Annotated in this window: 9 protein-coding genes; 4 read left to right on the forward strand and 5 right to left on the reverse strand. The window is 75.3% G+C overall.

From position 1 onward, the window contains the following. The first annotated feature begins 108 nt into the window (after nt 1–108). Nucleotides 109–2,295 carry a 4-alpha-glucanotransferase gene (malQ, locus tag IEY37_RS10550; protein WP_188941449.1) on the forward strand — a complete coding sequence of 729 codons (2,187 nt, stop codon included), beginning with the start codon at nt 109–111 and terminating at the stop codon, nt 2,293–2,295. 90 nt (nt 2,296–2,385) lie between these two features. Here the strand turns inward: malQ and IEY37_RS10555 are convergent, their stop codons facing one another. Next, nucleotides 2,386–3,312, reverse strand: a complete 927-nt coding sequence (locus IEY37_RS10555) for a phosphotransferase (RefSeq protein WP_188941450.1) — start codon at nt 3,310–3,312, stop codon at nt 2,386–2,388. A gap of 271 nt (nt 3,313–3,583) precedes the next feature. Between IEY37_RS10555 and IEY37_RS10560 the strand changes: the two genes are divergently transcribed. Then, nucleotides 3,584–4,198 (forward strand): sigma-70 family RNA polymerase sigma factor, encoded by a 615-nt coding sequence (locus IEY37_RS10560; protein WP_188941451.1) that lies wholly within the window; start codon nt 3,584–3,586, stop codon nt 4,196–4,198. Nucleotides 4,199–4,207: 9 nt separating this feature from the next. Here the strand turns inward: IEY37_RS10560 and IEY37_RS10565 are convergent, their stop codons facing one another. The 3 genes from IEY37_RS10565 to IEY37_RS10575 form a co-directional block, all read right to left on the reverse strand. Next, a complete protein-coding gene (locus tag IEY37_RS10565; protein WP_188941452.1) occupies nt 4,208–4,765 on the reverse strand; it encodes a hypothetical protein in 558 nt (185 codons plus the stop codon). Further along, nucleotides 4,762–5,238 carry a hypothetical protein gene (locus tag IEY37_RS10570; protein ID WP_188941453.1) on the reverse strand — a complete coding sequence of 159 codons (477 nt, stop codon included), beginning with the start codon at nt 5,236–5,238 and terminating at the stop codon, nt 4,762–4,764. The genes IEY37_RS10565 and IEY37_RS10570 overlap by 4 nt, the downstream gene beginning before the upstream one ends. Before the next feature lie 87 nt (nt 5,239–5,325). After that, entirely contained in the window at nt 5,326–6,417 is a 1,092-nt protein-coding gene (locus IEY37_RS10575) for an LLM class flavin-dependent oxidoreductase (protein WP_188941554.1), read from the reverse strand. A gap of 257 nt (nt 6,418–6,674) precedes the next feature. On the opposite strand from IEY37_RS10575, the gene IEY37_RS10580 reads away from it, so the two are divergent. Continuing rightward, entirely contained in the window at nt 6,675–7,664 is a 990-nt protein-coding gene (locus IEY37_RS10580) for an ATP-binding cassette domain-containing protein (protein ID WP_188941454.1), read from the forward strand. Then, entirely contained in the window at nt 7,661–8,521 is an 861-nt protein-coding gene (locus IEY37_RS10585; protein WP_188941455.1) for an ABC transporter permease, read from the forward strand. The genes IEY37_RS10580 and IEY37_RS10585 overlap by 4 nt, the downstream gene beginning before the upstream one ends. Before the next feature lie 77 nt (nt 8,522–8,598). Here IEY37_RS10585 and IEY37_RS10590 read toward each other — a convergent pair whose 3' ends face one another. Continuing rightward, nucleotides 8,599–11,994, reverse strand: a complete 3,396-nt coding sequence (locus IEY37_RS10590; protein ID WP_188941456.1) for an AfsR/SARP family transcriptional regulator — start codon at nt 11,992–11,994, stop codon at nt 8,599–8,601. Nucleotides 11,995–12,150: the final 156 nt, after the last annotated feature.

Genomic DNA, 12,150 nt, shown 5'->3' on the forward strand with positions numbered 1-12,150 from the left:
GGGCGGCGACCGGCCACCCGCGCGTCGGCACCGCCGTGTCCAAGGGGACCGGTGCCCGCCCCGTGTCCGGCGTCGCAAGGGGCGCCGCCTGCCCGGAAAGGGACCTGCATGGCCGACATCCCCGACGACCTGCTCCGTGACCTGGCCGGCCGGCTGTCCGTGGCGACCGAGTTCACCGACTGGCAGGACCGCACCCACCCGGTGTCCGCGCAGACGCTGCGCGGCGTGCTGACCGCGATGGGCATCGACACCTCGTCGGGCGAGGCGGTGGCCGCGTCGCTGGCCGAGCGCACCGATCGCGAGTGGTCCCGGATGCTGCCCACCTGCCAGGTCGTGCGGGAGGGCGAGGTCCGGGTCGTCCCGGTGCACGTCGACCACGGGGAACGGGTCGCCGTCTGGGTGGTCGGCGAGGACGGCGGCTTCCTCGGTGACCTGCGGCAGGTGCCCGACCACACCCCGCCGAGGACGGTCGGCGACCGGCTGGTGGGTCGGGCGTCGTTCGAGGTGCCGGGCACCCTGCCGGTCGGCTACCACCGGATCCACGCCTGGTCGGCCGGCACGGAGGCCAGCACGCTGCTGGCCGTGACGCCGCGCTGGGTCGGGGTGCCGGAGCGGGTGCGCGGCCGGCGCAGCTGGGGAGTGGCCGCGCAGCTCTACAGCGCCCGCAGCGCGCAGTCCTGGGGCACCGGTGACCTGGCGGACCTCGCGGACCTGGCGACGTGGTCGGGTGCCGTCCACGGCGCGGGATTCGTCCTGGTGAACCCGCTGCACGCGGCGCAACCGACGCCGCCGCTCGAGCCGTCGCCGTACCTGCCCACCAGCCGACGCTTCGCCAACCCGCTCTACCTGCGCCCCGAGCGCATCCCGGAGTACGCCGGGCTGCCGGACGGCCAGCGGGCCGCCGCGGAGCGGGCCCGCCGGGAACTGGACCCGGCCGCGCCGGAACTCGACCGCGACGCCGCGTGGCTGGCCAAGCGGGCGCTGCTCGAGGCGGTGTTCGAGGTGCCGCGGTCGGCCGGCCGGGAGCTGGCGTTCCGGACCTACCGGGACCGGGAGGGCGTCGGGCTGGTCGACTGGGCGACCTGGTGCGCGATCGCCGAGGTGCACGGGCCCCGGTGGCGGACCTGGCCGGCGGAACTGCGCCGTCCCGACGAGCCCGGTGCGGTCCGGTTCCGCGCCGAACGCCTGGACCGGGTGGACTTCCACTGCTGGCTGCAGTGGGTGCTGGACGAGCAGCTGGCCGGCGCGCAGCTCGCGGCGCGACGGGCCGGCATGTCGCTCGGCGTGCTGCACGACCTCGCGGTGGGCGTGAACCCGGACGGCGCGGACGCCTGGGGTCTGCAGGACGTGTTCGCCCTGGGCGTCACGGTCGGCGCGCCGCCGGACGCCTACAACCAGAACGGCCAGGACTGGCAGCAGCCGCCGTGGCGTCCGGACCGGCTGGCCGAGACCGACTACGCGCCGTTCCGGGCGATGGTCTCGACGGTGCTGCGCTGGGCCGGTGGCCTGCGGGTGGACCACATCATCGGCCTGTTCCGGCTGTGGTGGATCCCGGAGGGCATGGACCCGACGGCGGGCACCTACGTCCGCTACGACCACGACGCCCTGGTCGGCATCCTGGCGTTGGAGGCGCAGCGGGCCGGCGCGCTGGTCGTCGGTGAGGACCTGGGCACGGTGGAGCCGTGGGTGCGCCGGTACCTGGCGGACCGGGGCCTCCTGGGCACCTCGATCCTGTGGTTCGAGTACGACCTGGACGGCCCGCGGGACGCCACCGGGCGGCCGGGGCTGCTGCCGGGCGAGCGGTGGCGGGAGTACTGCCTGGCGTCGGTGACCACGCACGACCTGCCGCCGACGGCCGGGTACCTGGAGGGCGAGCACGTCCGGCTCCGGGAGCGGCTGGGCCTGCTCACCCGGCCGGTGGAGGAGGAGCTGGCCGCGGCGACCGCGGAGCGGAGCGCCTGGCTGGACGAGGTCCGCGGGCGCGGGCTCGTCACCGCCGCCGCCGCGGGCGCCACGGACCACGTCACCGACCCGGGGGACGGGACCGCCGAGGCGGAGCTGGAGTCGGTGGTCGTCGGCCTGCACCGCTACCTGACGCTGACGCCGGCCCGGCTGCTCGCCGTCTCGCTCACCGACATGGTGGGGGACCGGCGGACGCAGAACCAGCCCGGGACGCTGGACGAGTACCCGAACTGGCGGATCCCGCTCTCCGGCCCGGACGGCGTCCCGGTCCTGCTGGACGAGGTCTTCACCAGCGAGCGGGCCGCGCGGCTGGCGGAGTCGGTCCGGGACTGAGCCGACGCCCGGCGCCGGCCACCGCGCGCCGTCCGGTGGCCGGCGTCGGACGGCCGCGGTCCGGTGGCCGCCGTCGGCCCGCAGCCGCCGTCACACCGGCGGCAGCCCGTCCGCCAGTCGCGCCGCCGACGCCGCCATCCGGACCGTCGCGAGCCGGACGTGGTGCGGCGATCCGGCGGACAGCCCGAAGGCCGCCTGGTGCAGCGGACCGAACGCCTGCAGCGTCGCCATGCGGTGCCGCAGCCCGGGATCGACCGTCCCGCCGGCCGCGGCGTACCGGTCCAGCAGCCGGTCGGCGAATCCGGCGCCGAAGGCGTGCCGGGGATCGACGAAATCCGCCGCGGGGTCGCCCCAGCCGGCGTCGGTCCAGTCGATGAGGCCGGTGAGCAGGCCGCGGTCGTCGACGAGGGTGTGTCCCGGGTGCACGTCGCCGTGCACCAGGCAGGTGGGGACGGCCCCGCCGAGCCGGCCGTCCAGGGCGTCGAGCCACCAGCGGCGCAGCGTGCCGGGGACGTCGACCGCCCGCTCGACGTCCCCGAGCAGCTGCCGCAGCCGGCCGGCACCCCCCGCGGCCGGCGGTGGGCCGATCGCGTCGGCCACCTCGTCCGCCGGGAAACGGTGCAGGGCGGCCAGAGCGGCGCCCAGGGTGCGGGCATAGCCGTCGGGCGGCGGGACGGGCAGGCGGAAGCGGAACACCCCGTCCGACGCCGGCTCGTCGCCGGCCGGGTGGCCCGGCAGTTCCGGGTAGCCCAGCACCGCCTGCCCCGCGACGGTGGTGTCCACCTGCCAGTGCGGGACCGGCACGGGCAACCGGTCCCGGAGCAACGCCAGCAGGTGCCGCTCCCGCGCCACGTCGGGCAGGACGTCGGGGCGACGCGGAAAGCGGAAGATCCACGGCCGTCCGTCGACGGCGGCCCGCAACACGCGGTGGTCCCATCCGACCTCGACCACCTCGACGGGCTCGACACGCCGGCCGGGCAGAGCTGCGCGCGCCCATCGGGCGAGGTCCGGACGCATCCGTCCAGCCTGCCCCGCGGTGCTCCGCCCGGGCGAATCACCCGGCCGGGAACGGCCGGGCGGGTGGTGCGGCCGATCCTTGCCACGGACGCCGGTGGCGGCCGCGGGTGACGGCGGGTCAACGGACTCGTGGCAGTCACGGTGCGCCACACCGCCCCGTCACTGTCCGTGTCAAGATTTGCCCCCGAGCGGTGCCTGCCTGGGCGTCGGAAGAAATTGACCCAGCGTGAGGACTTGCCACGGACGGTCACATTGGCGCACAATCAATGCCATGACCAGCGCAGACCGCTCCGCCACCGTGGTGCTCGACCGTGCCGATGCGGCGTCCGGCCTGGGCGGCCGGACGCCGGAGCAGTTGCTCGGGCTGATCGCGCAGAGTGACCATCGCGCCTTCGACGAGCTCTACGCGCGGTTCGGGTCGTCCGTGCGGCGGACGGCGCTGGCCGTGCTCCGAGACCCCAGTCACGCCGAGGAGGTCGCGCAGGAGGTGTTCCTGCACATCTGGCGCAACGCGGCGGACTTCGCCGCAGGCCGCGGGTCGGCCGTGTCGTGGATCGGCATGCTGACCCACTCCCGGGCGGTCGACCGGGTGCGGTCCACGGCCGCGGCCCGCCGGCGGGACCGGGTGGACGCGGAGACCGGGTACGCCCGGGAGCACGACTCGGTCGCCGAGCAGGTGCTGCTGCGGCACGAGCACGCCCAGGTGCGGGCCGGCCTCGCCGGACTGACCACGCTGCAGCGCCAGTCCATCGAGCTCATGTACTTCGGCCAGCTCAGCCACGAGCAGATCGGGCTCCGGCTGTCCGTCCCCCCGGCGACGGTCAAGACCCGCATCCGGGACGGCCTGGTCCGGCTGCGGACGGTCGTCGGGCAGTCGACGTCCTGACGGGCCGGCTCAGCGACGGGCTGCCGCCGCCGCCAGGGCGACGGTCAGCGCGTCCTCCAGACCCGCGCCGACGGCGTCGGTCCGGAAGCGCCGGGCGGCCAGCGCCCGCCAGTGCACCCCCAGGAACGAGGCCGCTGCGGCCGCCGCCATCGACACCGCCGCCGCACCGGCCATCGGTGCCATCCGGACCGGCTTGGTGGTGACCGAGGACGTCGGCGAGGTGTCCGAGGTGTCCGCGTCCCGCTCCTGCGGGAACACCTGCGGGACGTCGGTGCGCGAGGCCGGCACGTCCCGCCGGGCGAGCACCAACCCGCACACCGCGGCGTTGACCAGCCGTCCGACCAGCACCGGCGGCGCCAGCCGGCTGGGCGTCCGCGGCAGCTTGTCCGCGACGAGCTCGCCGACCGCAGCGGCCACCAGGACGGCCCTGGCCCAGGGCTTGTCGAGCGTCCGGTCCGGCTGCCGCGGCGCGTCCGCGGGCGCGGCCAGGGCGAGCGCGGCCAGTCCGGTGAAGGACCTGCCCCCGGTGGCGGCGCCGGCGAGGGCGGCCGACGTCCACAGGCTCACAAGGCCTCCGTCCCGAGCAGGGTGGCATACGTGGTGGCGCCATAGGCCAGGTGGGGCAGGGCGTCGCTGAGCCAGTCGGCCGGCTTCCAGGTCGCCGGGTCGCTGATGCCGAAGAGCTTGAGGGGCGCGTCGGACAGCAGCATCGCGGCGGCCGCGAGGGCGACCACCGCGACCGGGGCGGGCAGGCGCCGCCCACGGCGGTGCAGCGCCCGCTGCACCACGCCGGCGGCCGTGCCCACGGCGACCCCGACGCCCGTACCGAACAGCGGCCCGAGACCGGACAGGCGGTTGTCCCGACTATCGCCGGAACCGGGGATCGGCACGTGGGCGTCGGCGGCCATGGTCTCGACCAATTGCTGCGGCGTCCCGCTGGCCGGACGGCCGCGTAGCGCCATGTCGAGGTAGGTCGCCGCGTTGAGCGCCGTGGTGCCGGCCGCCCCGGCGGCTGCGCCGGCGAGCACTCCGAGGGTCATGGCGGGCACAGTGCCCGCGTCCGTGGAGCGGGAAACCTGCACCGGCGCCCGCACCGCCAGCCGTGCCGCCGTTCCCGGCCGGCGGGACTACACGTGCGGCAGCACGTACCGGCCGTAGAAGTCGATGACCCGCTTCTGGTCCTGCTGGCCGGAGTGGATGAACGGGGTGGCGCCCATCCCGACCAGCTTGCGGACGGCCGCGATGTGGACGGCCGGGTCCGTGCTGACCGGCCAGTCGCGGTAGACCCGCGACAGCGGCCAGCGCTGCGCCGCCAGCTGCTGGATGCGCGCCGGGTCGGGCACGTAGACCAGGTCGCTCCACGGGTCCACCGTGAAGCGCCACCGCGTGGCCGCGTACTCGGCCTCGGCCTGCCCGCCCACGACGACGAACGTCTCGACCAGCTTCGGCATCGCGTCCGGGTCCTTGCCGGCAGCGCGGGCACCGCGGGCGAACGCGTCCCGCAGCGGCTTCTTGAGGAAATCCGCCGAGCCGGTGATCCACCCGTCGCCGTACCGACCCGCGAGGTAGGCGCTCTTCGGGCCGCTCGCGGCGATGTGGATGGGGACCGGCCGGCGCGGCAGGTCCCACAACTTGAGGCCCTGCGTGCGGAAGTACCGCCCCTGGAAGGTCACCCGCTGCCCGGTCCACAGCCGCCGGATCAAGGTGACCGCCTCGACCAGCCGCGCGGCGCGTTCGGGATACCTGCCGAAGGCGCCGGTGGACGCCTGCTCGTTGAGCGCCTCGCCGGTGCCCACACCGAGGAAGACCCGCCCGGGGTTCTCGATGCCCAGGGACGCCCAGGCCTGGGCCACCTGGGTGGGGTGGTGCCGGTACGTGGGGCAGGTGACACCCGTGCCGAAGTGCAGGTGCCTGGTGTCACGGCCGACCAGGGCGAGGGTGTTCCAGGGGAACATCGAGTGACCCTCGTTCGGCTGCCACGGCTGGATGTGGTCGCTGGCCCAGACCGAGGCGAAACCGGCGGCGTCCGCCGCGGACGCGAAGGACCGCAGCGCGTCGGTCGGGAACTGCTCGTGCGAGAGCACGTAGCCCAGCCGGCGGCGGTGGCAGTGGTCCGGCGCGGCGGCTGCCACACCCGAGGGGGCCGCCGCAGCCTGGGCCTGCCCGGGCAGCACGGTCCCGGCGGTGGCCGTCGCGGCGACGGCGGCGGTCCCGGTCAGGAAGCGCCTGCGGTTGACGGTGGATGCCGGTTCGGGTGCCACGGGGCCTCCTGGCTGGTTCGACGGTGAACAGGTTCCGGTATGCCCCCGATCCGGGGTGGGTATGCGTGGAACGCCCGGATCGGTCAGCGCGGCAGGACGGGTGCTCGCCGTGTCAGCGCCGCGTGCGCGGCGTGCCAGGAGGCCCCGGCACCGTCGTCGGTGTTGCGGACCGCCCGTACCGCCCGGTGCGGGCCGCCCGTGGAGGAGGAACCGACATGGCACCGATCATGGAGGCGCACGGCCTCGTCAAGAACTTCGGCCGGACCAGGGCACTGGACGGCGTCGACCTGTCCGCCGAGGCCGGCACCGTGCTGGGCGTCCTCGGCCCCAACGGCGCGGGCAAGACCACGGCGGTCCGGGTGCTGGCCACGCTGCTGCGCGCCGACGCCGGGTCCGCCCGGGTCGCCGGCTTCGACGTCCGGCGGCAGGCACACCAGGTGCGCCAGTCGATCGGCCTGACCGGGCAGTACGCCTCGGTGGACGAGGACCTCACCGGCGTGCAGAACCTGGTCCTCATCGGCACCCTGCTCGACCTGCCCAGCCGCGCCGCCAGGGCCAGGGCCGACGAGCTGCTCGACTGGTTCGACCTCACCGAGGCCGCCGGCCGACCCGCGAAGACCTACTCCGGCGGCATGCGCCGGCGGCTCGACCTGGCCGCCAGCCTGGTCGGCCGCCCGTCCGTCATCTTCCTCGACGAGCCGACGACCGGTCTGGACCCGGCCAAGCGCGAGGACATGTGGGACGTGGTGCGGCGGCTGGTGGCGGACGGCTCCACGGTGCTGCTCACCACGCAGTACCTGGAGGAGGCCGACGCGCTGGCCGACCGCATCAGCGTCATCGACCACGGCCGGGTCATCGCCCACGACACCCCGGACGGGCTCAAGCGTGTCGTCGGCGGCCTGCGGATCCGGGTGCGCCCGGCGGATCCGGACCGCACGGCGGACGTCGCCGCGGTACTGGCGGCGGTCGGCCGGGGCGCTCCCGAGGTCAGCTCCCGGCACGCCCTCACGGTGCCGGTCCTCGACGAGTCCGCGTTGGCCGAGGTCGTCGCCGCGCTCGCCGGCCGCGCCATCTCCGTGCTCGAGCTGTCCCTGCACCTGCCCACCCTGGACGAGGTCTTCCTGACCCTCACCGGCAAGCCCGCCCGGGACCCGTCCCCCGCCGCACCGTCGGCGGACGTGCAGTCCGAGGAGGACGCAGCATGACCACCACCACGCCGGCGACCGCCGCGCCGCTTCGCCGGCCCGACGGCGGCGACCCCGTCCCGGCCGGGACGGTCACCGCCGCACCGGGTGCCGGGCCGATGCGGTTCGTCCGGCACGTGCTGGCGCTGGCTCGCCGCAGCCTGATCAAGACCTGGCGGACGCCCGAGGCGCTCATCGACGTCACCGTGCAACCGGTCATCTTCCTGGCGCTGTTCACCTACATCTTCGGCGGCGCCATCGCCGGCGGGTCCCAGCACCAGTACCTGCAGTTCCTGCTGCCCGGCCTGCTCGGCCAGTCCATCGCCATGGCCGGGGTGGCGCTGGGCCAGAACCTGAACGCCGACATCGGCAAGGGGGTGTTCGACAGGTTCCGGTCGCTGCCCATCGCCCGGTCGGCGCCGCTGGTCGGCGCGGTGGTCGCGGACTTCGCCCGTTACCTGATCCTGTGCGTGATCACCGTGGGCGTCGGCTACCTGATGGGCTTCCGGGTGACCACCGGCCTGCTGCCGGCGGTCGCGGCGATCGGGCTGTCCATCGCGTTCGCCCTGTGCTTCTGCTGGATCTCGGTCTTCGTCGGCATGATCGCGCGGACCGCCGGCGCGGTGCAGGGCATCATGTTCCTGCTGGTGCTGCCGCTCTCCTTCGGGTCCAACACGTTCGTGCAGACCCAGACGATGCCCGGCTGGTTGCAGGCCTTCGTGAAGGTGAACCCGATCTCGCACCTGGTCTCGACGGTCCGCGGGTTGATGATCGGCGGGCCGGTGGCCTCGGACCTGGCGTGGACGCTGGGCTGGATGGCCCTGCTGCTCGCGGTGTTCGTGCCGCTGGCTCTGCGCGGGTACCGCCGCCGCGCCTGACGGCGGCAACCCGGTACATGCTGCGGAGCAACGGGCATCGAAGGGACGGTGTGACAGCCGGCATCTGTCAACGTGTCTCAGCGGACTCCGGTGGCCAGCGGATCCCGCTGCGCCGCGGAGAGGCCGTCCGCCAACGACGACGGGGCGACGTCGCGCGGTGTGACCCGGCCGTCCTCGTACGCGACGCGGAAACCGTCCTCGCCCAGGCGCTGTCGGAGATCGGCGGTGAGCGCGGCGATGCGGGGATCCCCCAGGTCCTCGCCGCCGCGCAGTGCCGTCGCCGTGCCCAGCGCCCGGGCCGCGCCGACCGCGTCGCCGCGGGCGGCGAGCAGTGCGGCGACCGCCGTGCCCGTGTTCGCCACGATCGGCATGTCGGACGTGCGCAGCGCCGCCGGCATGGCGAGTTCCAGGTCCGCTGCTGCGGTCCCGAGGTCCCCCACGGCCAGCGCGATCGTCGCGGTCACCGTCCGGACCAGCGCGATCATGTGCACCCGGATTCCGCCCGGACCCGTCACCGGCGCGTCCTGGTCGGCCGTCCGCGCCCGCAGATCCGCTGCCAGCCGGGAAGCCTCGGCGAGGTCGCCCTCCTGGAGCACCAGCATCGCCGTCGCCGCGTCGATGATCGTGTGACGACCACCGCCGGAGGCGGCGGAACGGCCGATCCGTTCCCGGGAGCTGGCCAGCAGGGTGCGGGCACCGTCCATGTCGCCGGAGCGCAGTCGCAGGTCGGCCAGCCGCATCCGGACCGTCACGCTGTCGTACACGGCGCCGAGCTCGTCGACGTAGTCCAGGGCGGCCTCGTAATCGGCCATGGCGCCCACCGTGTCGCCGTCCAGCAGCCGGACGCCGGCCCGCCCGGTGAGCGCGTTGGCCATGCCCCATCGGTCGCCGACCTGCGCGAACAACCGATACCCCACTTCGACGTGCGTGCGCAGCGTCTCGATGTCGCCGGCGTTCTCGGCGACCTGGGCCCGGGTGAGGTGCATGGTGGCCCGCACCCAGGGGTCCCGGTCGGTCATCACCTGCTCGGCGAGCAGGCTGCCCGTCGCGCTGTCGTCGCCGAAGAAGAACAGCAGCGGTCGCAACACCGTGGACAGCGCGGGCTCGCCGTCGAAGGCGCTGTCCCGCAACCGCTGCGCCAGCTCCAGCACTCCGGCGGGCTCGGTGGCGGCGGCCGAGTCACCGGTGGTGGACGTCTCGCCGGTCATGGCGCCGATGGCGTAGGTGGCCTCGATGAGCACCCGGCGCGGGTCGGCGGAACCCTGGGTCGCCAGCAGCGTCAGCTCGCCGACGGCCACGATGTCCGCGTAGGAGTCGGTGAGCCACCAGTACCAGGACAGCGCCACCGCGAGCCGCAGCACATCCTCGGCGGCGCCGCGGTCGGCGCAGTCGCGCAACGCGGCGAGGAAGTTCTCGCGCTCGGCGCCGAAGACCCGGGAGGCCGCGAGCTGGCGATCGGTGCGCAGCAACGGGTCCGTCCGCTCGGCGAGCTCGATGTAGTGCAGCGCGTGCGCACGGCGGGCCGCGTCGGCCTCACCGGCGGCCACCAGGCGCTCGACCCCGAACTCCCGGATGGTCTCCAGCATCCGGTAGCGGCGGCCGTCGGCGGCCTGCACCAGCGACTTGTCCACCAGCGCCAGCAGGAGTTCCGGCACGTCCGCGGCGGGCAGCCGGTCGTCACCGCAGACGGCGGCGGCACTCTCGGCGGTCGCACCGGCCGGGAACACCGACAACCGCTCGGCGAGCAGCCGCTCCGGCGGCGAGAGCAGGTCCCAGCTCCACTCGACGACGGCGCGGAGCGTGCGGTGCCGGGGCACGGCCGACCGCGTTCCCCCGGACAGCAACCGGAAGCGGTCGGACAGCCGCTCGGCGACCTCGTCGACGGACAGCACGCGCAGCCGGGCGGCGGCCAGCTCGATGGCCAGCGGCAGCCCGTCCAGCCGGCGGACGACATCCACGGCGGAGGGCAGAGTTTCGGCGGTCAGTGCGAAGTCGGCCGTGGCCGCGTGCGCCCGGTCCAGCAGCAGCCGCAGGGCGGCGTACCGCGGAGCGGCCTCGAGGGACACGTCGGGGGGCGGCACGGCCAGCGGCGGCAGCGCGCACACCGACTCGCCGACCAGCCCGAGAGGCTCCCGGCTGGTGGCCAGCACCCGCAGCTCGGGGCACCGGGACAGCAGATGCTCGACCAGCTCGGCGACCGGGCCCAACTGGTGCTCGCAGTTGTCCAGGACGAGCAGCCCGCGCAGGTCGGCCAGCGCCCCGGTGATCCGGTCCAGAGGGGTCGCGGCGGTCAGGTGCCGGGTGCGGTCGAGCAGCGACGACGCCCGCGCACCGAGGGCGTCCAGGACCGCCTGCGGGACGCCGCCGGGGTCACCGACCGGCGCCAGTTCCACCCACCAGCGCCCGTCCGGGGCCAGCGCCGCCGAGTCGTCGGCCAGCTGCGCGGCGAGCCGGGTCTTTCCGGCGCCGCCCGGCCCGACGACGGTGACCAGCCGCGACCTGCCGATCAGCTCCCGGGCCCTGCGTTCCTCCTGCTCGCGACCCACGAAGCTGGTGAAGAACGCCCGGGCGGGGACGGACGTCGCCGCCGGCTCCGGGGCCGGCGGGACCGCCGGCCCTGCCGGCCCTGACGGCCCTGACGGCCCTGTCGGCGCTGTCGGCCCTGCCGGCCCTGCCGGCCCTGTCAGCACGGCCGGCCCTGCCGGCCCTGTCGGCACTGCCGGCTGCACGTCGGGCAGCGGCGGTCGCCCGTCCAGCAGGCGCAGGTGGGCCTGCTGCAGTTCGGCCGAAGGGTCGACGCCGAGCTCGTCGGCCAGGTGCCGGCGCAGCCGCTCGTAGGCGGCGAGCGCCTCGGCCGGCCGTCCGGTGGCGGCCAGCGCCGCCATCAGCAGGGCGGTGGTGTGCTCGCGGAGCAGGTCGGCAGCGGCTGCCGACTCGAGGTCGGCGACCACCTCCACCGCCCGGCCGAGCCGGAGCTGCGCTTCCCACAGGTCCGAGCGGGCGAGTCGGCGCCGGTCCTGCCACTGCGCGGCGAGCGGCTGGGCCCACAGGCTGCCGTCGGCGTCGGCCAGCGCCTCGCCGCGCCACAGCGCGAGCGCCTCGGTCAGGACGTCCACCGCGGCCGCGGCGTCACCGCCGGCCAGCAGCCGGTGGCCGCGGTCGGCCAGGCCCAGGAACCGTTGCGCGTCGACGTCGGCGTCCCCGACCGCCAGCCGGTAGCCGCCGGGCGCCGACTCCACGGCCAGGTCGGTCCCGCAGACCCGTCGTAGCCGGGACACCAGGGACTGCAGCGCGTTGCCGGCGCCGGCCGGCGGGTCCTCGCCCCACACCGCGTCGACCAGGGCGGACACCGGGACGGGACGGCCGCCGGCGGCGGCCAGCCGGCAGAGCAGGCGGCGCAGCCGGCTGCCGCTCACCGCGATCGGGGTGCCGTCGACCTCGAGACTCACCGGGCCCAGCACGCCCACCCACACCCGGCCACTATCGCAGAAGGGCCGGTGCGGACGGCGCCGACCGGCAGGCGGCCCCGGTCGGTAGCGTGCCGGCGACGCCGCCGGGGCGGAGCTAGCTGTACTGCTCGGAGAGGTTGGTTGAGCGGGTGTGATGACACGATCTGATTGATCTTGTTC

The sequence above is a fragment of the Nakamurella endophytica genome, assembly GCF_014646215.1.
GTDB lineage: Bacteria > Actinomycetota > Actinomycetes > Mycobacteriales > Nakamurellaceae > Nakamurella > Nakamurella endophytica.

What these genes read in the sequence shown, in the direction of transcription:
- IEY37_RS10570 (WP_188941453.1), bottom strand. Translation starts at nt 5,238, where the DNA reads ATGACCCTCGGAGTGCTCGCCGGCGCAGCCGCCGGGGCGGCCGGCACC.
- IEY37_RS10585 (WP_188941455.1), top strand. Translation starts at nt 7,661, where the DNA reads ATGACCACCACCACGCCGGCGACCGCCGCGCCGCTTCGCCGGCCCGAC.
- IEY37_RS10560 (WP_188941451.1), top strand. Translation starts at nt 3,584, where the DNA reads ATGACCAGCGCAGACCGCTCCGCCACCGTGGTGCTCGACCGTGCCGAT.
- IEY37_RS10580 (WP_188941454.1), top strand. Translation starts at nt 6,675, where the DNA reads ATGGCACCGATCATGGAGGCGCACGGCCTCGTCAAGAACTTCGGCCGG.
- IEY37_RS10555 (WP_188941450.1), bottom strand. Translation starts at nt 3,312, where the DNA reads ATGCGTCCGGACCTCGCCCGATGGGCGCGCGCAGCTCTGCCCGGCCGG.
- malQ (WP_188941449.1), top strand. Translation starts at nt 109, where the DNA reads ATGGCCGACATCCCCGACGACCTGCTCCGTGACCTGGCCGGCCGGCTG.